The following is a 20,329-nucleotide window of genomic DNA, read 5'->3' as shown; positions in this document are numbered from 1 at the left end:
GGGTGTTTCCGCCTCTGTTGTCCTGCACACGCTGCTCGCCGCCACGCTGGCCCTAATGCCATTGCCAAAGCCGCCGAAACGGCTCGAGGAAGAGCGCGTGTCGGTCGACATACTGACGCCCCGGCAATTCGAGGCCTCGACCAGGCCGCCACCGGCGCCAACACCGCCTCCAGCCCCGGAGGCACGAGCCCCGACGCCAAGTCCACCGCCGAGCGCTCCTCAATCTCGACCATCCTCCGGGCCGGCCATGATCCGGCCGACCGAGATGCTGTCGGCCAAGACGCTCGCCGATCCACGCAGCCGGCAGGCGCGCGCCGATCTCGCCACCTTCGCTTCGGATGAACGCATCGTGCAATTGTGCAATCTCGAGGCCATGGACCAGATTCGCCGCTGGCGGGCGGACTTTCAGCCCGAACGCGTCGTGCCTTACGCGACGGCGGAGGAAAGAATCACTGGAACCACGATTGCCGCCAACGGTGCGGCTTTCCGCAGCCGCAAAAACTGGTACAGTTTGAAGTTCAAATGCCAGCTCGCACGAGACGGCGAAAGCGTCATCGGCTTTGAGTTTCTGGTCGGCGATCCCGTGGCCAGGGAAAAATGGGACGAGCTTGGTTTGCCGGCGGTGCATTGACCGAAGTCCGGCGACCTCCACGAGGCAGCCGCCAGGCACGATGCCGTGACCGTTGTGTGGTGACCCAAAAGACCTTATCAAGGCGCACGGCCGGGCGGTTGTCGTTGCCGTGATTTTGGCAGTTCATTCGCAACAGGATCGCGCTCCGCGCGTGGAAAAATGACAAAAACCCTTCGCAAATCCCTTCGCAAATTCGCCATTGCCGTCCCGCTTCTCGCCCTTGGCTTCTATTTCATTCCCATCCTGACGACGATCTTCATCGTCTGCGGCCTGATCGACGTGCTGCGCAACGACAGGAAGGATCTGTCGCTGTTCTCGGGTTATTTCCTCGGCAACGGCCTGTTCACCTGGCTGCTGTCGCCGTTCAACCTGCTGGTCGATCTGCTCTGCTACAGGAATCCCGGCGTGTGGAAACTGGAGCAGTTTCCCGCCGATTATCAGCGCGAGGTCAACGAGATCCTGGACATCTTCAAGGCGCGCAAGGACGAGATCATCGCCGACATCGATGCCAATTTCGGCGCCGGCCGGCGCGGCATGTATGTCTACCAATGGTATGGCAAGCACAGGATCGACAACGTCGCCGAGTTCAACAAGGATTTCAAATACATCAAGACGATCGCCGTTTCCGTCTTCAGCAAGCGCGAATCGACCTCGTGGCACTTCGGCCCGCTGCGGCTCAGCCTGCGCATTCTCTACAATCTGATCCCGGTGAAGTCGGAGATCTTCGTCGAATGCGGCAACGTCAAGAACTACTGGTACGACAATCCGCTGTTCATTTTCGACGACACGCTGCTGCACCGCTCGGTCAACGAGTATGACGGCCGCCGCTACTGCGTGTTCATGGACATCATCAGGCCGTCCCCGGTTCCCCGGCTGATAGCAGGCATGCTCGCCATCGTCTCGGTCAGCGTGGAGCGCATCAATTCGATGTTCTACAAGAACTGGAAAATGATCGGCTCGACCAAGCCGAAGAAAGTCGAAACCACCTGAGCTGAGAGCATCGACGCTGTCGGGCTCCGCCGGCAGCGTCCTGGTGGCTTGCAGGACAAGGTGTGGCACGACGAGATGTGGTTAATTTTGACAGATCTCGTGCACAGGCTTGGCATCGCCAAGCCTTGAATCTCCGGTACCTCTTGAATCTCTGGTACCTTTTGAGCCTCCGGCACCGGGACTCCGCTCGACAATGCAGTCGCTGGGCTTGAGGCGAGCAAGGCGTCTCCGCGCTTGTTCTTTCACCGCCATTTGGGCTCTCGACAATTCATTATATGAATCGTCTCGCTAGATTCGCATTTGCCGGAACGGCTCCTGCGTTGCGAGTTGGTGCGGTTCGGGTTCCACGGCTCTGTCTTTTCCTCCCAGGCGGCCTCCAGTGACAAAGAACAAAATCTTCGGATTCTGGACGGGAGCTTACATCTGCACCCTGATACCGGGCCTTGTTCTGAGCGCCATATATATAGGCCTTGAAGAGCCCGTCTATTATTGGGACTTCGTCGCCTACTTCAATATATTCCGGAATCAAGGGGCGCTCCTCATCGAGAGTCCTTTTCAATGGCTAAGCCAGTTGGCCGCCTCTATCGCGACAGATGACTATGGTTCGGCGATTTTGGCGCCGTTGATGCCGATTTACGTACTTTTCGGAGGTTCGCGATATGCGTTTGTCGCCGGAATAGTCGCGGTCTATCTGGTACCGACGGTTCTCCTCATAGCCCGAATGAGCTATCTGGAGGCGACTTCCGAGACGTCTTCACCCCGAGCCTGGCTCGCCGTCTGGATTGCGGCCTTCCTCTACACTCCGTTCTGGGCGCCGACGCTTCGTGGAATGCCGGACATTGCCGGTTGTCTTGCCATTACCGTGGCGACCTATTTTCTTTGGAAGTCAAAGTTTCTTACCCGCGAGCCGGTGATCAGCGGGATTTGCGTGGGCGTGTGCCTGTGGCTGGCGTTCATGCTGCGTCGCTGGTACGCCTACGCCGTCATTGGCATCGCCGTTTCCGCCGCCCTCTTTTGTTTGCTGCGGATTGCAAGGGATCGGAGCTATCCCTCCTTCGGCAAAGCGGCATTGGGCGGCCTGTGTGCGATTTTCGTTATTGCCGCGGCCGCATTGAACTTCCAGCTACCGCTGATCGCCAGGATTCTGGGCACCAGCTATGGCGATCTCTACAGCGGATACAGGACAACCTTCCTCATCCAGCTCGGCGAGATGGGATCCCGGCTCAGCTATGTGAACTGGCTGCTGATCTTCGTTGGCCTCTATCTCTCGGTCGTGCGCCGCAATGGGTTTTCGCTGTTGTGCGCCTTTGCCTCGGTGTTCGCTTTCTTGATCTTTATCCGCACGCAGGATCCGGAGCGGCACCATTCATTGCCGATGTTTCTTTGGCTGTTCCCGGCATACGCCCAAGCAATCGTTGCGATCGTTTCGATGCCGGCACTGAAATCACGATGGTCGGCCGCCGCCATCGCTTGTGCGGCCGGATTTGCTTTTTTCGGCACGTTTTTTCCAATTGGTCGTCAACTGTTGTCGCCGGTTGGCTTCGTTTTCGCCGAGGAAGCGACGCTCCCGCTACACCTCGACAATCTTCCCGAATACAGACGCCTGATTGCCGACCTCCTTGGCAAAATGACACCTGAGGATCGTTTTTCGGTGTTTGCCTCGGGCGCGGTTTTGAGCGACTCGCTGTTGTTTGGTTTGGATCCCAAGCTCACTCCGCACGTCGGATGGATTTGTCAGGTGGATAGTCGCGATCAATTCCGGCCGGAGGCTTTGAAATCCAGATATGTCGTCGTGGCTGACCGGCCTGTCATCCATCTGCAGCCGGGTGCGCAGATCTGTGTCACGCTCCCCAACCAGTATATTCTCGAGGGAAAAGGCATCGGCGCTGCCTACAAACGGGTTGAAACCTACCAATTATCCGACGGCCTTACCGGTTACCTCTATGAGCAGGTGCGCCCGGTCGGCAAAGCCGAAGTGGATGCCCTCTACAGCGAGTTCCAGAAGAAATATCCGAACTGGACGGCGCCCGAGTGGTGAAGGCGGGGTCGACTGTCTGGCCTTGAAGGGATTGACGCCACCGCCCTTGCATGGGCAGTAAACGACCATGTTCAATCTGCTTCTCGTGGTCGTCGGCGGCGGCATCGGCGCCGGCATCCGTCATCTCGCCAATATGGGCGCGCTGCGCCTCGTCGGCCCCAACTATCCCTGGGGGACGATGGCGATCAACATCGTCGGTTCCTTTGCCATGGGTCTGTTCATCGCCATCCTGGCGCGCCGCGGCGGATCGACCGAAGTCAGGCTGTTTGTCGCCACCGGCATCCTTGGCGGCTTCACCACCTTTTCCGCTTTCTCGCTGGATTTCGCGACATTGTGGGAGCGGGGAGCCACTTTGCCTGCGTTTGGATATGCGCTTGCCAGCGTGATTGGCGCCATTATCGCCCTGTTTCTGGGACTTTGGCTCGCAAGAAGCCTGCCTTAATGCTATTGCCGCGCCGAGAGCAGGGCCGGGCCCTGCCGGGAAATGGATAAGCGAAGAAAATATGGCAGGCGTTGAACAGATCACGGTGGAGGCCGGCGAGGCGGGCATGCGGCTCGATCGCTGGTTCAAGACCCATTTCCCGGGCCTCGGCTTTGGCCATCTGCAGAAGCTGCTGCGCTCGGGCCAAATCCGCGTCGATGGCGGCCGGGTCAAGGCGGACAGCCGTGTCGAGCCTGGCCAGGTGGTGCGTGTTCCGCCGCTCGAGGTCGACAAGAAGGGCGAGAGCCCGCTCACCGGCCACTCGATCCGCAACCAGGGCGATGCCGACGTCCTGGCCAAAATGCTGATCCATGAGGATCCGAAGGTTTTCGTCTTCAACAAGCCGGCGGGTCTGGCGGTGCAAGGCGGTTCGGGCGTTACCCGCAATGTCGACGACATGCTGGAAGCCTGGCGCAACCAGAAGGGCGAGAAGCCGCGGCTGGTCCACCGGCTCGACCGCGACACGTCGGGCGTGCTGGTCGTTGCCCGCACGAGGCTGGCCGCGATGAAGCTCTCGGAGGCATTCCGCGCCCGCGAGACCAAGAAGACCTACTGGGCGCTGGTCAAGGGCGTGCCTCCCAAGCGCGAGGACAAGATCTCGACCTGGCTGATCAAGGAGCCGACACCCGACGGCGACCGGGTGCGCATCGCCGCGCATGGCGAAAAAGGCGCCGACCATGCCGTGTCCTACTACCGCATCATCGAGCAGGCGGCGCAGACGATGACCTGGCTGGAAATGGAGCCCTATACCGGCCGCACCCACCAGTTGCGTGTCCATGCCGCCTATATCGGCTGCCCCATCATCGGCGATCCGAAATATTTCGAGGCCGACACCAATTGGGATTTTCCCGGCGGCATTCAAAACCGCCTGCACCTGCACGCGCGGCGCATCGTCATCCCGCACCCGGACAAGGGCTTCATCGACGTCACCGCGCCGATGCCGCCGCATATGCGCCAGAGCTGGAACCTGATCGGCTTCGACGACGCCAGCGCGGAGGATTGAATGCGGGAGGAAATCGATCATGGATGAGACTTCGCTCGTTCGTCAGTTGGTGATCTGGTTGCCGCTCGTGCTGATTCTCGTCGTCTGGGTTGCCTTTACGCGTCGCTCTATCGCTCGGCAGGGCTCGATGGCCGAAATCGGCCGTGAGAACACCGAAGCGATAAGGCAGAATACCGAAGTGCTGAAAACACTGCTCGCGAAACTGGAAAGCCAGTCGAAGCAATGACCGCCACCGCATTGGACAGGCGCGACACGGTCGACATGGCCGCCGCCTCGATCATGGTCGGCCTGACATTCTCCTGGGGACTGAATTACGTCGCCGCCAAGATCTCCTATGCCGGTTACGACCCCGTCTTCCTGTCGATAGCACGCTCGGTCATCGGCGGCTTCTGCGTCTTCCTCTGGTGCCGCTGGCGCGGCATTGCGCTGTTCACGCGCGATGGCACCTTGCTTGCCGGCATCGCGGTGGGCGTGCTTTTCGGCGTGGAATTCCTTTGCCTTTACGTCGGCCTGGAACACACGACCGTTGCCCGCAACACGCTGCTGGTCAACTCCATGCCGTTCTGGATGCTAATCGGCGGCCACTTCCTGCTTGGCGAACAGATCACCTTACGAAAGTTCCTCGGCCTGCTCTTGGCCTTCGCCGGTCTTGCCGCGGTTTTTTCCGACAAGCTTGGCGGCGGCGGGGACATGCTGTTCGGCGACCTGCTCAGTCTTGGCTCCGGGTTTTTCTGGGCCCTGACCAATATCCTCATCAAGCGCTCGAAACTGGTCGAGGCGAGTGCCGAAAAGCTGCTGCTTTACCAACTCGCCGGCGCGGCCATCGTTGGCCTCCTGGTTCTGCCTTTGGCGGGCCCGCCGGTTCGCGATCCCGCGTTGCTGCCGACCCTGGCGCTGCTGTTCCAGGCGCTCTACATCGTCGCCTTCACCTACGTGTTGTGGTTCTGGCTGCTGCGCCGCTATCCGGCGTCGGGTCTGTCCAGTTTCACCTTCCTGTCACCGGTGTTCGGTGTTTTGTGCGGCGCAATCATCTTGAACGAGCCGCTGACCATCCGCATCTTCCTGGCACTTGGTCTGATTGCCGCCGGCCTGATCATCGTCAACCGGCCGGCGCGCAAGCTGACACCGGTGTGAGAGAGATTTTTCATGCGCGATATCCTCAACGACCTCGAAGCGGGCAAATACCTTTCCGATCCGGACCCGGTGCGCCGCGCCCAAATCCAGATGAAGACACCGCTGCCGAAGCGCTTCTACAAGACCGTCTCGGTTGCGCCGGTGGAAGACGGGTTTGCCGTCCATCTCGACGGCAGGCCGGTGCGCACACCGGGCAAGGCGCTGTTGTCGCTGCCGACCGAAGCAGCCGCGGCGCTGGTTGCCGACGAGTTCGCCGCACAGGGCGAGACCATCAATCCAGTGACGATGCCGGTGATGCGCCTGGTCAACACCGCCATCGATGGCGTCGCCAGCGATCCGCAAGCGGTGCTGGAAGACATATTGCGCTTTGCCTCGTCCGACTTGCTTTGTTACCGCGCCGATGCGCCGCAAGGGCTGGTCGAGCGGCAGAACGAGCACTGGGACCCGGTCATCGACTGGGCTCGCGGCAGCCTTGGTGCCCGCTTCAACCTTGCCGAAGGCATCATCCATGTCGAGCAGCCGCGCGAGACGGTCGCCGTGCTGGGCGCGCATCTTGCTCAGCGCGCCGAGCCGCTGCGGCTCGCCGCCATCCACGTCATGACCTCGCTGACCGGTTCGGCGCTGCTGGCGCTGGCTGTCGATTTTGGCGAGCTCGACGTCGAGGCCGCCTGGGCCGCCGGCCATGTCGATGAGGACTGGCAGATCGAGCAGTGGGGCCAGGACGCGGAGGCGGTGGCCCGCCGCTCCGCCCGCAAGCGCGATATGATGGCCGCCGTCCAGCTCCTGGAAGCGCTCAAGGGCTGAGTTTCGCACGGCTTTGCCGCACCGCACCTAATACCAAAGTCATAATCCCATCGTCGCTCTGCCGCCGGGGGGCGCTTTCTGTCATTTTTTCCGTGATGGCTGTCGTTGAGTCCGCGTTCGGAGGAGAACGCCGACGATTATAACGCAGCGTCGAGGACAAGGGTCTCACGGGAGGAAAACGCAATGGCATTGGCATCGACCGCCGGCGGAACGAGCCGCGGCATGACGCGGGAAGAGAAGAAGGTCATCTTCGCTTCCTCGCTCGGCACCGTCTTCGAATGGTACGATTTCTATCTCTACGGCTCGTTGGCGGCCTTCATCGGCTCGACCTTTTTCGCTCCGACGATCCCTGAGGCGACACGCAACATCTTCGCGCTGCTGGCCTTTGCCGCCGGCTTCCTGGTGCGTCCGTTCGGCGCCCTTTTGTTCGGTCGTATCGGTGACCTCGTCGGCCGCAAATATACGTTCCTAGTCACCATGACGATCATGGGCCTGTCGACCTTCCTGGTCGGCCTGCTGCCGGGGTATGCAACCTTGGGCATCGCCGCTCCGGTGATCCTGATCATCCTGCGCATGCTGCAGGGCCTGGCGCTCGGCGGTGAATATGGTGGCGCGGCGACCTACGTCGCCGAGCACGCGCCCGACGACCGCCGGGGTTTCTATACGTCATGGATCCAGACGACGGCCACACTCGGCCTGTTCCTGTCGCTGATCGTCATCCTGATCGTTCAGGGCTCGTTGAGCAAGGAAAGCTACGCCGCCTGGGGCTGGCGCATTCCGTTCATCGTTTCCTTCCTGCTGCTCGCCGTCTCGATCTGGATCCGGCTGTCGCTTTCTGAGTCGCCGACCTTCCAGAAGATGAAGGACGAGGGCAAAGGCTCCAAGGCGCCACTGTCCGAGGCTTTCGGTCAGTGGAAGAACGCAAAGATCGCGCTGCTGGCGCTGCTTGGCCTCACCGCCGGCCAGGCCGTCGTCTGGTACAACGGCCAGTTCTACGCACTGTTCTTCCTACAGAACGTGCTGAAGGTCGATGCGCAGTCGGTCAACATCATGATCGCCATTGCGCTGGCCATCGGCTCGATCTTCTTCGTCGTGTTCGGCTGGCTGTCCGACAAGATCGGCCGCAAGCCGATCATCATGGCTGGCCTTGCGCTGGCCATTGTCTGCACCTTCCCGCTGTTCAAGGCGTTGACCTGGGCCGCCAATCCGGCGCTCGCCAAGGCACAGCAGAGCACGCGGGCAACGGTGACGGCAGCGCCCGGCGACTGCAGGTTCCAGTTCAATCCGGTCGGCACCGCCAAGTTCACGACGTCCTGCGACATCGCGACTTCATTCCTGACCAAGAACTCGGTTCCCTACGACGTCGTCTCGACGGCCGCGGCCGGAACAGCCGCGTCGGTCAAGATCGGCAACGAGACGGTGGAGTCCTACGACGCCGTCGCCGCCGGCGACCAGGCCAAGGCCAAGGACGCCGCCTTCGTCAAGGCCGTCAACATGTCCCTGCAGGACAGCGGTTATCCGCTGAAGCGCGCGGCAATCAAGGTTGCCGACCAGAAACTCGACGCCTTCATCGCCGCCAACCCTGAACTGAAGCTCGATGCCGCCGCCATCCGTGGCGGCGAAAAGACAGCGGTGCCGACCGAGCAGGCGGTCAAGGACAAGATCCTGACCACCGATGAGGCAGCAGGCGCGCCCGAAGTCACTGTCTATAATATACCGGGTGGCGGTCCCTTCGCCATGTTCGCGGATCCGGCAGCCGTCAACTGGCCGATGACAATCGGCATCCTGTTCATCCTGGTGCTGTTCGTGACCATGGTCTACGGCCCCATCGCGGCGATCCTGGTCGAGATGTTCCCGACCCGTATCCGCTATACCGGCATGTCGCTGCCCTACCACATCGGCAATGGCTGGTTCGGTGGCCTGCTGCCGGCAACGGTGTTCGCCCTCAGTGCCTACAAGGGCGACATCTACTACGGCCTTTGGTACCCGGTAGTGATCGCGGCGATCACGCTGGTCATCGGCATGATCTTCGTCAAGGACACGCTTGGCACCGATCTGCACGCCAAGGAGTAGCCGACGGATCGTCCACCAACAAAAAGCCCGGCGTGAGCAATCACGCCGGGCTTTTTCGTGTTCGACACCTGAAGAGGCGGCTCAACTCTTCCGCTGGTTTTCTTCCTCGACGGCCGCTTCGTGATACCAGCCGTCAAAATCGGCGTGCGTGTTGCGCAGCGAGGCAAGCTCTGCCGCGAACTTGGCCTTTGCGCCTAAATTTGAGGCAGATTTGCGGGCTGCCAGAGGGAACATCAGGATCTTTGCCGACGGACGGGAGGTGGTGACTTCCATAAGCGGCCTCCTTTCTTTCGCGGGAGCTTTTCGATTCAGCTTTATTGCAAGATAGGTTGTGCGATTCATTTAGGCAATATGCCTACGAAAAGATCATCTTTTGCATATTATTTGTGCATTTTGCATTGTTGATCGATCTTGATCCATCGATGAGGCGGCCCAACAAATTCAACCGTGTATCGCCGCCATTTTGCCGCACCCGCCGGCGCCCGAATGGCACACGAATTGCATTTTAGTGATCCGGCAGGGCCGGCTGCTGACGGCAGACGCGTGTCGACGCCGTTCAGTGTTCGGTGATCAAGCAACGAGAGGCTAGAATGACGAAATACAAGCTCGAGTACATTTGGCTCGATGGTTACACCCCGGTCCCCAACCTTCGCGGCAAGACGCAGGTCAAGGAATTCGCCGAATTCCCGACGCTCGACCAGCTGCCGCTGTGGGGTTTCGATGGTTCCTCGACCATGCAGGCCGAAGGCCACAGCTCCGATTGCGTGCTGAAGCCGGTCGCGGTTTATCCGGACCCGACCCGCACCAACGGCGTGCTGGTCATGTGCGAAGTCATGATGCCTGACGGTGTGACACCGCACGCCTCCAACAAGCGCGCCACCATTCTCGACGACGAGGGTGCCTGGTTCGGCTTCGAGCAGGAGTATTTCTTCTACAAGGACGGTCGTCCGCTCGGCTTCCCGGAGACCGGTTATCCCGCCCCGCAGGGCCCGTACTACACCGGCGTCGGCTACAAGAACGTCGGCGATGTCGCACGCCAGATCGTCGAGGAGCATCTCGACCTTTGCCTGGCGGCCGGCATCAACCATGAAGGCATCAACGCCGAAGTGGCCAAGGGCCAGTGGGAATTCCAGATCTTCGGCAAGGGCTCCAAGAAGGCCGCCGACCAGATGTGGATCGCCCGCTATCTGCTTCTGCGCCTGACCGAAAAATACCGCATCGACATCGAATTCCACTGCAAGCCGCTTGGCGACACCGACTGGAACGGCTCGGGCATGCATGCCAACTTCTCGACCGCCTACATGCGTGAAGTCGGCGGCAAGGCGTATTTCGAATCGCTGATGGCGCAGTTCGACAAGAACCTGATGGACCACATCGCCGTCTACGGCCCGGACAACGACAAGCGCCTGACCGGCAAGCACGAAACCGCGCCGTGGAACAAGTTCAGCTACGGCATCGCCGACCGCGGTGCGTCGATCCGCGTGCCGCACTCCTTCGTCAAGAATGACTACAAGGGTTACCTTGAAGACCGCCGTCCGAATTCGCAGGGCGACCCCTACCAGATCGCTTCGCAGATCCTGAAGACGATCTCGCAGGTTGCGACCGACGCATCGGTTTCGGCTGCCGCCTGATTGTTTTCGCGGCGCGGACGCAAGATCTGCGCCGCACCAGAACGACCACGAAAAAGGCCCTTGCGGAAAACGCGAGGGCCTTTTTCGTTATGCTTGTGGGGCGAGGCACGTCCGCATTGGTCAGCCGGCGACAGCTCCACGTGCCTTCAGCGCGGCGACAACCTTCGCATGCGGCAAAGCGGGGCTGCGGTTGCCGTCGCGGCAGATCATGTCACTGTTGGCGACGAGCGCATTGAGCACCGCCGCCTTCGGGCGCCCGAGCCTGATCGCGACGCTGCTGATCATGGCCGTGGCGGCGATCTATTACGTCCTGGTGCTCGCCAGGCGAACGGACTGGAACCTGCACGGCCCAGACGAACTTGCTGGATAGATGTCGAACTTGCTGGATAGATGTCGAACTTGCCGGATAAGCGACGACTTGCCGGATAGGCGTCGCCCTCCGACGTTCTGTCCTTGCGCGAACCCCGGCCTTCTGAACTGACTCCCGAAGGTTGTGTCCAACTTTTGAGGGCAGTTTATTTCGCCGGGGTTCTTTTTGCCGTGCCGGCCCCGGCGGGGTGAATTCCCCCAAAAAAAGTCAGGTTGAAAAGGACCGGGCAATTTCCTGTCACGGAGAGGCTTTTGGCAGGCGCCTTTTGCCGTCATGAGATGTCCAGCGTTTCCGAGTTCGTTGAAAAAGCCCGGAAAACAGCCAGTTTCAGCTCGTCCGTAGACCAATGATCCCCTATATAAGCCACTGTTCATACAACGAAAACGGCGATTTATGCCTCGGGCTGGCGGCGTTGACAGATCACGCCGCGGCATGCGTATTCGGAACCTTGGGTTACGCCAAAGCGATGCTGTTCGAACGGGGCGGGGTTTCTTGAACGACGGCATTGGCGGGGGCGCCGGACGAGCGGGCATTGCAGCCTGAGGCAGTGTGCCGCTCGCTCCTGGCGATTTTTCCGCGCGGAAAGCCATCTGCCGCTCACCGCAAATGGGCCGCGATGGCCCAGTGTTACGACCGTGACCGACGTTGCCTGCCCTCGGCAAATCCAGCTAACAAACGATCCCGTAAACCAAAAGCGGTTGGCCGGCCGCTGTCGCATGGCTGGTCACGCAAACCATCCGCGGACATCGGGTGGCAGCAAAAAGCCCTTGAAGGCGGAAATCCTTCAAGGGCTTTGCAAGTTTATGCGAACGAGATTTTAGACCGAGTAGTACATGTCGTATTCGACCGGATGCGGGGTCATTTCGAAGCGCATCACCTCGGCCATTTTCAGCTCGATGTAGCTGTCGATCTGGTCGTCGTCGAAGACGCCGCCGGCCTTCAGGAAGCCGCGATCCTTGTCGAGGCTCTGCAGGGCTTCACGCAGCGATCCGCAGACGGTCGGGATCTTCTTCAGTTCCTTCGGTGGCAGGTCGTAGAGATCCTTGTCCATCGGCTGGCCGGGATGGATCTTGTTCTTGATGCCGTCGAGACCGGCCATCAGCATGGCGGCGAAAGCGAGGTAGGGGTTCGCGCCCGGGTCGGGGAAGCGGACCTCGACGCGCTTGGACTTCGGCGACGAGCCGAACGGGATGCGGCAGGACGCCGAGCGATTGCGCGCCGAATAGGCGAGCAACACCGGCGCTTCGTAGCCCGGCACCAGACGCTTGTAGGAATTGGTCAGCGGGTTGGTGAAGGCATTGATCGCCTTGGCGTGCTTGATGATGCCGCCGATGTAGAACAGGCAGCTTTCCGAAAGACCGGCGTACTCGTTGCCGGCGAAGGTCGGCTTGCCGCCCTTCCAGATCGACTGGTGGACGTGCATGCCCGAGCCATTGTCGCCGAAGATCGGCTTCGGCATGAAAGTGGCCGTCTTGCCGTAGGCATTGGCGACCTGGTGCACGACATACTTGTAGATCAGCATCTTGTCGGCGTTGCGGACCAGCGTGTCGAACTTGATGCCGAGTTCGTGCTGGGCAGCCGCGACCTCGTGGTGGTGCTTCTCGACGCGCACGCCCATTTCGGCGAGCACAGTCAGCATTTCCGAGCGCATGTCCTGCGCGCTGTCGATCGGCGGCACCGGGAAATAGCCGCCCTTGATGCGCGGGCGGTGGCCAAGGTTGCCGGTCTCGTAGTCGGTGTCGTCGTTCGACGGCAGTTCGGTGGAATCGAGCTTGAAGCCTGTGTTGTAGGGGTCGGCCTTGTACTTGACGTCGTCGAACACGAAGAACTCGGCTTCCGGGCCGACATAGATGGTGTCGCCGATGCCCTCCGACTTCATGTAGGCCTCGGCCTTCTTGGCCGTGCCGCGCGGATCGCGGTTGTAGGATTCGCCCGAGACCGGATCGAGGATGTCGCACAGGATGACCATGGTCGACTGCGCGAAGAACGGATCCATGTGGACCGTGTCCGCATCGGGCATCAGCACCATGTCGGACTCGTTGATGGCTTTCCAGCCGGCAATCGAAGAGCCGTCGAACATCACGCCATCGGCGAACATGTCTTCCTCGACCTCGATGACATCCATCGTCACGTGTTGCAGCTTGCCCTTCGGGTCGGTGAAGCGCAGGTCAACGAATTTCACGTCGTTGTCCTTGATCTGCTTCATGATGTCTTTGGCTGTCGTCATGTCATGTATCCCTGTTTGATGACGTTTTTTGATGATGACGTTTTTTGATGGTGACGTTGGGAGGGTGGTCGCGTCAGACGGCGTCCATGCCGGTTTCGCCGGTGCGGATGCGCACGACTTCCTCGATGTTGGAGACGAAGATCTTGCCGTCGCCGATACGGCCTGTCTGGGCCGCCTTGCGGATAGCCTCGATCGCGCCTTCGACGGCGTCGTCGCCAAGCACGACCTCGATCTTCACCTTGGGCAGGAAGTCGACGACATATTCGGCGCCGCGGTAGAGTTCGGTGTGGCCTTTCTGGCGTCCGAAGCCCTTGGCCTCGGTCACGGTGATGCCTTGCAGTCCGGCCTCCTGAAGCGCTTCCTTCACTTCGTCCAGCTTGAATGGCTTGATGATCGCTTCGATCTTTTTCATGTAAAAAGTGGCCTCCACTGCCAAAAAAACGGGTTGTGAGCCCCCGCTTGCGCCTCCATCAAGCACGAACTGTGCCAATCCGAGGGATTCGAAGCGGTCTCATGCGATTTCGAAGCCGCACCGCGCCGGGATGCAAATTCGCGTCATTCGCTGTACCGGATGCGGCACCGGCTTCCGGAACCTACACAGTGCCATCCGTCGTCGCAGCACAATAATTAGGCATGTCGCCCATCGCATGGGCAATTTTTGCCTGTGATGCCTCTCATCCGAACATTATGGCTGCCCTCGCGCCACCTCCTCCTTGTTTGCTTCGGATCGAAAAGTGGACAATGCTTGATCGAATGCGGATCGGCAATCCATGAGCGATGAACTTCTTACTCCCGCCGAAATGGCCGAAGCGGACCGGCTGACGATCGCCGCCGGCCCAGCCGACGGCATCGGCCTGATGCGTCGTGCCGGCGAGGCCGTCGCGGCCGAGGTTTTCAAGCGCCATCCGGCAGCGGTGCACGTCCACGTGCTGTGCGGTCCAGGCAACAATGGCGGCGATGGCTATGTCGTCGCTCGCATCCTGACCGGCAGCGGCGTCGCCACGACGGTCTGGGCATCCGGCGCACCGAGGCCGAGAAGCGACGCGGCACTCGCAGCCGCGGAGTGCCCGATCGCACCCCAGCCGTTGTCCAGCTTCAAAGCCGAGCCCGGCTCGATCGTGGTCGACGCGCTGTACGGGGCAGGGCTGTCCAAGCCGCTGTCCGGCGATGAAGCCAGGGCGATCGATATCGCCACCGACATGCGTTTGCCCGTTATCGCCGTCGACCTGCCATCGGGCGTGTCCGGCGACAGCGGCAAGGTGCTCGGCAAGGCATTTGCCGCCGAGATCACCGTGACCTTCGCGCGCAGGAAGCCCGGCCATCTGCTCCTGCCTGGCCGGAAGCGATGTGGCGAGGTCGTGCTTGCGGATATCGGCATTGGCGACGATATCATCGCACGGCTCCGGCTCCGGACGTTCGAGAACACACCGGCGCTTTGGTTGCGTGGTTTTCCGGTGCCGGCCGTCGATGCGCATAAATACAAGCGCGGCCATGTCGGCGTCTTCTCCGGCGGCCCAAGCGCCACCGGCGCGGCGCGGCTGTCGGCATTGGCCGCTGCGAGGAGCGGTGCGGGGGCGGTGACCGTGCTGTCGCCGGGCAACGCCATGCAGGTTAACGCGGCCCATCTGACCTCGATCATGCTGCGCAAGGCCGATGACGTCGCGGACATCGAAGAATTTGTCGGCGAACGCCGGCCGTCGGCCTTTGTCCTCGGGCCCGGCTTTGGCGTCGGTCAGAAAACGAGGACCTTCGGGCTCGCGCTCCTTGCCTCCGGCCAATTGCAGGATGCTTCCGCACAGGTCGATGGTCTTGTCTTTGACGCGGATGCGATCACCTCCTTTCACGACGCGCCGGATGTCTTATTCGAAGCCGCACGCCGGCAAAATGCTCCGGCCTTGGTGATGACGCCGCATGACGGGGAGTTCGCCAGGCTGTTTCCGGACATCGCCGGCGACAAGGCAACGTCCAAGCTCGACAAGGCGCGCGCGGCAGCCGCCAATGCCAATGCGGTCATCATCTACAAGGGCGCCGACACAGTGATCGCAGCGCCCGATGGCAGGGCGGCGATCAATGCCAACGGCGCCGCCTGGCTTGCCACCGCGGGGTCTGGCGACGTGCTGTCGGGCATATCAGCCGGTCTGCTGGCACAGGGCATGCCGGCGTTCGAGGCGGCCTGCGCGGCGGTGTGGATTCATGCCGAGGCCGGCAGCCGCTTCGGGCCGGGGCTGATTGCCGAGGATCTGCCGCAGGCGATGCTGCCGGTGCTGCGCGAACTGGTCAAAGCACGCCAGAAGGCGCCCATCAGATGAACCGTTCCGCGCTCGCCGTTGCCGCCATCGCGCCATTTGCCGCAAGGCGTGCGCGCCACAGGTCCTTGACGGTTTGCGGCGGTTGAATTTTCGGGTGCCGCTGGTTCACCGCTGGAGATAGTCCGCCATCTTAGCAGTCCATGTAGCGTCGAATTCCGCAATATGCTGGTCGGCTGCGCTTGAAGTTACCTGCGTCGAGAGGGCGGTTACCGCTATTGGGTCCAGGTCAGGTGGCTCCGAGTAGCCAAGCGCCGCCAGTCTTTGCGCCCATGAAGGGTGGGTGGACTTTTCATCATCCGGACTTTTCCATGCCTTGCGAGCACAGGCATTCAGGCAAGCGGGTTCCCGCAACTGCCCAGCCGCCTCCAAGAGGCGATCGAGTGGCGGTCGCGGGGGACGCAGTGCTCCCCTCAACTCATGCTGCAAAGGATCATAGACCGCTTCTTTGAAATGCACGTCTGCCGCGGCGACAAGCAAAAGCGCTCGAGCGGCCTGCTCGGCATCTCCGGAGGACGCTGCATGCCGATCCGCCTTGATCTCGGCTTCGCGCGAAAGCCGGATTTCTTCCCGTTCGAACGATCCCGATAGCCAGCCGATGGCGGCGTGGAGTAGGCTGCCTGTAATCGTGGTGCCCGGAGGAGCATACTCGAAGACGAACCCAAAACCGTTCTCGAATTCTGCGAGATTAAGACCACCATTGGTGTCCTTGTTGCGGACATGCGCATCCTCATGGGCGAGGATCGCGGTAAGCGTTGTTTCATCGGTCACGGCAAGCAGAGGGATCCCGACGGTCAGAAACAGCCGGTTACCGAGCAGGCCGAGAAGCGTGCGCTCTTCCCTAACTGAAGCGTTAAGGTTGTTCTCCAACGAGATGACGGTGCGCGCCGCACGACGCGGTCCGGCAACGGTTCGCCAAAGCGCCCACAGGCCAGGCGCCTCTGCTTCGCTGACGCCTTTAGTCTTACTGCGCCGGAAGCCGGCAAACAACGTGCCGAACAGGAATGCCAATGCAGTGGTCGCGATTGGCATAGCAACAAATCCACTCGTGATGAGCCAGATCGGATGGCTGTCGAGCAGGGACATCCAGGCGCAAAAGATGATGGCGGCAGGGACAATGTAAAACAGGACGGCGAACCTGCCAAACCGTCGCCCGGCGGCGATGATCATTCGCGACATGGGAGTCATAACGGTATGTTGTCGTGCTTCTTCCAAGGGTTTTGCATGTCCTTGTTGCGCAGCATCCGCAGCGCCCGCGCAATGCGGCGACGGGTCGAGTGCGGCATGATCACCTCGTCGACATAACCGCGCTCGGCGGCGACGAAGGGTGACAGGAAACGATCCTCGTAAGCCTTTGTATGGGCTGCGATCTTTTCCGCATCGCCGATGTCCTTGCGGTAGATGATCTCGACCGCGCCCCTGGCGCCCATCACCGCGATCTGCGCCGTCGGCCAGGCATAATTCATGTCGCCGCGCAGATGTTTGGACGCCATGACGTCATAGGCGCCGCCATAGGCTTTTCGGGTGATGACGGTGATTTTCGGTACGGTCGCTTCGGCGTAGGCGAACAGGAGTTTCGCGCCATGCTTGATCAGCCCGCCATATTCCTGGGCAGTGCCGGGCAGGAAGCCCGGAACGTCGACGAAGGTGACGATCGGGATCGAAAAACAGTCGCAGAATCGCACGAAACGTGCCGCCTTGCGGCTGGCATCAGAATCCAGAACGCCGGCCAGCACCATCGGCTGGTTGGCAACGAAGCCGACCGTGCGGCCCTCGATGCGTCCGAACCCGGTGACGATGTTCTTGGCGAAGCTCTGCTGGATCTCGAAGAAGTCGCCCTCGTCGGCGACCTTCAGGATCAATTCCTTGATGTCGTAAGGCTTGTTGGCGTTGTCGGGGATCAGCCGGTCGAGCGACAAATCGTGGTCGGTGACCGACTGGTAGCATTCGATCTCCGGGAGTTCCGATGTGTTGGAGGCCGGCAAGAGGTCGACCAGCCGGCGCATCTGCAGGAGCGCCTCGACGTCGTTGTCATAGGCGCCGTCGGCGATCGAGGATTTCGTCGTGTGGACCGAGGCGCCGCCGAGGCTCTCGGCGGTAACCGTCTCGTTGGTGACGGTCTTCACCACGTCCGGCCCCGTGACGAACATGTAGGAGGTGTCGCGCACCATAAAGATGAAGTCGGTCATGGCAGGCGAGTAGACGTCGCCGCCGGCGCACGGACCCATGATGACGGAAATCTGCGGAATGACGCCGGAAGCCAGCACGTTGCGCTGGAAGATCTCGGCATAGCCGCCAAGGGCCGCCACGCCTTCCTGGATGCGCGCGCCGCCGGCGTCGTAAAGGCCGATGATCGGCGCGCGGTTGCGCAGCGCCATCTCCTGCACCTTGATGACCTTCTCGGCATGGGCTTCCGACAGCGAGCCGCCGAACACAGTGAAGTCCTTGGCGAAGAGATAGACCGGGCGGCCGTTGACCGTGCCCCAGCCAGTGACGACGCCGTCGCCGGCGATCTTGGTCTTCTCCATGCCGAAATCGGTCGAGCGGTGCTCGACATACATGTCGAACTCCTCGAACGAACCTTCGTCGAGGAAGACCTCGATGCGTTCGCGCGCGGTGAGCTTGCCCTTCTTGTGCTGCGCATCGATGCGGGCCTGGCCACCGCCCATGCGGGCGATGTCGCGCCGCCGCTCGAGTTCCTTCAGCACGTCCTTCATCGCTTGGTCCCCAAAATGGAAGCTGCATTTGTGGTAATGATGCCCGCCGGGGAGCGCAAGCATAGGCTTTTGGTCAGTTCTTGCTGCATTGCAACATGGCACCCCTTGCATTCCGGGGCGAACTCAGCCATATGCAGCCCATAGGCGCTTGGGCCGGAGATTCCGGCCTTCTCGACAAATGAGACTGGTTGCGTCTGTTTTCCCTCTTTCCGGTATATCGGCCCTCTTTCCGGTACATCACGAAGCGGCGAAAAAGCCCCGTGGCATGACGCCTGCGGGCACGACAGCGCAGCCGAGTGGACGTTACCGTCCGCCCGCCTTGTCGTTTCACATCGAATTTTTCGACGGCAGGTTGCGCCCTGCCGCCATTGACGTTTGCGGCCAGAGGCCGCGTGAAAGAAGATTATTTTGACCAACGAAAACACATTGTCCGGTAAGGACACTGGGCCCGACACTGCGGAACTCTCTGGTTTCGCAGCGCTGGGAATTACGGGTGCGCTGCTCAAGGCCACCCACAATGCCGGCTTCACCGAACCGAAGCCGATCCAGATGCAGGCGATCCCGCCGCAGCTGGAAGGCCGCGATATATTCGGCATCGCCCAGACCGGCTCCGGCAAGACCGCTGCCTTTGCGCTGCCGATCCTGTCCAAGATCATCGCGCTCGGCACCAAGCGGCGCGCCAAGACGACCCGGGCGCTGATCCTTGCGCCGACCCGCGAACTCGCGGTTCAGATCGAGGACACCATCAAGATCCTCGCCAAGGGCGCGCATGTCTCGACGGCACTCGTGCTGGGCGGCGTCTCGCGTTTCAGCCAGGTGAAGAAGGTTGCGCCCGGCGTCGACATCCTGATCGCCACACCCGGCCGGTTGACCGACCTGGTGCGCGAGGGCGACCTCATCCTCTCCGACACCAAATGGCTGGTGCTCGACGAGGGCGACCGCATGCTCGACATGGGCTTCATCAACGACGTCAAGCGCATCGCCAAGGCGACCGCGCCTGACCGCCAGACGGCGCTGTTTTCGGCCACCATGCCGGACGAGATCGCCGAACTGGCCAAGGGCCTGCTGAAGAACCCTGTGCGTATCGAAGTCTCGCCGCAAAGCACCGCGGCCGCCGAGATCGTGCAGGGCGTCGTCTTTGCCCGCACCAAGCAGAAGCGCCAGGTGCTGTCGACGATGCTCGCCGACGCGGCGATGAAGTCCGTCATCATCTTTTCGCGCACCAAGCATGGCGCCGACCGGGTGACCAAGGACCTCGAGCGCGATGGCTTCAAGGCCGCCGTCATCCATGGCAACAAGTCGCAGAACGCCCGTCAGAAGGCACTGAACGATTTTCGCGATGGATCGGTGCGCATCCTCGTTGCGACCGACATCGCGGCGCGCGGCATCGATGTTCCCGGCATCAGCCATGTCGTGAATTTCGACCTGCCGGACGAGGCTGAAAGCTACGTCCACCGCATCGGCCGCACCGGCCGCAACGGCATGGACGGCATTGCCATCACGCTTTGCGATCCGTCTGAAAACAGCAAGCTGCGCCAGGTCGAGCGCATCATCCGCACCAAGCTGCCTATCGTTGCCGACCATCTCGGCAGCCCCGATCCGCAGCGCAATCCGGCTGAAAAGAACGAGCGCTTCGAGCCCGCCAATGACCGCAACGACCGCAATGGCCGTCGCGACGGCAGGCGCCCAGGCGGCGAGAACAAGGGCAATGGCTTCGGCAAGAAGCGCTTCGGCGACAAGCCGGCCTTCGCCGGTGAACGCAAGCCGGAAGGCGCCAAGCCCTTCAAGGGCAACAACAAGCGCCGCTTCGGCGGCAAGCGTCCGGCGGCGCGGGCTGCCTAAGCAGGCCGCCTCGCGTCAGCCGAACCTTTGCATGGTCGGCTGACCAATCTGCGACAAAAAGGCGGCCCCGGGGGTCCCCCGG

18 protein-coding genes are annotated in these 20,329 nt (G+C 61.3%); 13 read left to right on the top strand and 5 right to left on the bottom strand.

All coding sequences use genetic code 11. From position 1 onward, the window contains the following. The first annotated feature begins 247 nt into the window (after positions 1-247). The 9 genes from LB577_RS28875 (at position 248) to LB577_RS28835 (ending at position 9,154) form a co-directional block, all read left to right on the top strand. Positions 248-631, top strand: coding sequence for a DUF930 domain-containing protein (locus LB577_RS28875; RefSeq protein ID WP_224689901.1), 384 nt, complete (start codon positions 248-250; stop codon positions 629-631). Positions 632-790: 159 nt separating this feature from the next. After that, positions 791-1,621 carry an aspartyl/asparaginyl beta-hydroxylase domain-containing protein gene (locus LB577_RS28870; protein ID WP_224689900.1) on the top strand — a complete coding sequence of 277 codons (831 nt, stop codon included), beginning with the start codon at positions 791-793 and terminating at the stop codon, positions 1,619-1,621. Positions 1,622-2,000: 379 nt separating this feature from the next. Next, the gene (locus LB577_RS28865; protein ID WP_224689899.1) at positions 2,001-3,659 is read left to right on the top strand and encodes a hypothetical protein; all 1,659 of its coding nucleotides are present in this window, start codon (positions 2,001-2,003) and stop codon (positions 3,657-3,659) included. A gap of 67 nt (positions 3,660-3,726) precedes the next feature. Next, on the top strand, positions 3,727-4,101 hold the full coding sequence (gene crcB / locus LB577_RS28860; RefSeq protein ID WP_013895684.1) for a fluoride efflux transporter CrcB: 375 nt from the start codon (positions 3,727-3,729) through the stop codon (positions 4,099-4,101). A 61-nt stretch (positions 4,102-4,162) separates the two neighbouring features. Next, a complete protein-coding gene (locus LB577_RS28855) occupies positions 4,163-5,143 on the top strand; it encodes an RluA family pseudouridine synthase (RefSeq protein ID WP_013895683.1) in 981 nt (326 codons plus the stop codon). Between the two features lie 19 nt (positions 5,144-5,162). Further along, the gene (locus LB577_RS28850; protein ID WP_224689898.1) at positions 5,163-5,369 is read left to right on the top strand and encodes a hypothetical protein; all 207 of its coding nucleotides are present in this window, start codon (positions 5,163-5,165) and stop codon (positions 5,367-5,369) included. Then, positions 5,366-6,277: a DMT family transporter gene (locus tag LB577_RS28845; RefSeq protein WP_224689897.1), complete on the top strand. Its 912-nt coding sequence runs from the start codon at positions 5,366-5,368 to the stop codon at positions 6,275-6,277. The genes LB577_RS28850 and LB577_RS28845 overlap by 4 nt, the downstream gene beginning before the upstream one ends. A gap of 12 nt (positions 6,278-6,289) precedes the next feature. Continuing rightward, a complete protein-coding gene (locus LB577_RS28840; RefSeq protein ID WP_224689896.1) occupies positions 6,290-7,081 on the top strand; it encodes an ATP12 family chaperone protein in 792 nt (263 codons plus the stop codon). Positions 7,082-7,264: 183 nt separating this feature from the next. After that, complete coding sequence (locus LB577_RS28835) at positions 7,265-9,154, top strand: MFS transporter (RefSeq protein WP_224689895.1); 1,890 nt, start codon at positions 7,265-7,267, stop codon at positions 9,152-9,154. A gap of 81 nt (positions 9,155-9,235) precedes the next feature. On the opposite strand, the gene LB577_RS28830 is transcribed toward LB577_RS28835, so the two are convergent. Next, the gene (locus LB577_RS28830) at positions 9,236-9,427 is read right to left on the bottom strand and encodes a DUF2735 domain-containing protein (RefSeq protein ID WP_224689894.1); all 192 of its coding nucleotides are present in this window, start codon (positions 9,425-9,427) and stop codon (positions 9,236-9,238) included. A gap of 317 nt (positions 9,428-9,744) precedes the next feature. On the opposite strand from LB577_RS28830, the gene LB577_RS28825 reads away from it, so the two are divergent. Both LB577_RS28825 and LB577_RS28820 read left to right on the top strand, forming a co-directional pair. Next, positions 9,745-10,785 (top strand): glutamine synthetase beta-grasp domain-containing protein, encoded by a 1,041-nt coding sequence (locus LB577_RS28825; protein WP_013895678.1) that lies wholly within the window; start codon positions 9,745-9,747, stop codon positions 10,783-10,785. 208 nt (positions 10,786-10,993) lie between these two features. Next, a complete protein-coding gene (locus LB577_RS28820; RefSeq protein WP_224689893.1) occupies positions 10,994-11,155 on the top strand; it encodes a hypothetical protein in 162 nt (53 codons plus the stop codon). An 817-nt stretch (positions 11,156-11,972) separates the two neighbouring features. Here LB577_RS28820 and glnA read toward each other — a convergent pair. Both glnA and LB577_RS28810 read right to left on the bottom strand, forming a co-directional pair. Next, the gene (glnA, locus tag LB577_RS28815) at positions 11,973-13,382 is read right to left on the bottom strand and encodes a type I glutamate--ammonia ligase (protein ID WP_023768587.1); all 1,410 of its coding nucleotides are present in this window, start codon (positions 13,380-13,382) and stop codon (positions 11,973-11,975) included. Positions 13,383-13,455: 73 nt separating this feature from the next. Next, positions 13,456-13,794: a P-II family nitrogen regulator gene (locus tag LB577_RS28810; RefSeq protein ID WP_006205430.1), complete on the bottom strand. Its 339-nt coding sequence runs from the start codon at positions 13,792-13,794 to the stop codon at positions 13,456-13,458. Positions 13,795-14,152: 358 nt separating this feature from the next. Between LB577_RS28810 and LB577_RS28805 the strand changes: the two genes are divergently transcribed. After that, positions 14,153-15,691, top strand: coding sequence for an NAD(P)H-hydrate dehydratase (locus tag LB577_RS28805; protein WP_224689892.1), 1,539 nt, complete (start codon positions 14,153-14,155; stop codon positions 15,689-15,691). A gap of 105 nt (positions 15,692-15,796) precedes the next feature. Here the strand turns inward: LB577_RS28805 and LB577_RS28800 are convergent, their stop codons facing one another. Both LB577_RS28800 and LB577_RS28795 read right to left on the bottom strand, forming a co-directional pair. Then, complete coding sequence (locus LB577_RS28800; RefSeq protein WP_224689891.1) at positions 15,797-16,903, bottom strand: M48 family metallopeptidase; 1,107 nt, start codon at positions 16,901-16,903, stop codon at positions 15,797-15,799. Continuing rightward, positions 16,873-18,405 carry an acyl-CoA carboxylase subunit beta gene (locus tag LB577_RS28795; RefSeq protein ID WP_224689890.1) on the bottom strand — a complete coding sequence of 511 codons (1,533 nt, stop codon included), beginning with the start codon at positions 18,403-18,405 and terminating at the stop codon, positions 16,873-16,875. The genes LB577_RS28800 and LB577_RS28795 overlap by 31 nt, the downstream gene beginning before the upstream one ends. Positions 18,406-18,813: 408 nt before the next feature. On the opposite strand from LB577_RS28795, the gene LB577_RS28790 reads away from it, so the two are divergent. Continuing rightward, positions 18,814-20,247, top strand: coding sequence for a DEAD/DEAH box helicase (locus LB577_RS28790; RefSeq protein WP_023768583.1), 1,434 nt, complete (start codon positions 18,814-18,816; stop codon positions 20,245-20,247). Positions 20,248-20,329: the final 82 nt, after the last annotated feature.

Source organism: Mesorhizobium sp. B283B1A, from assembly GCF_020165735.1.
In the GTDB taxonomy this organism is placed as follows: domain Bacteria; phylum Pseudomonadota; class Alphaproteobacteria; order Rhizobiales; family Rhizobiaceae; genus Mesorhizobium; species Mesorhizobium opportunistum.
Note: the sequence above shows the minus strand (reverse complement) of the source record. Positions and strands in the feature narration are given on the sequence as shown.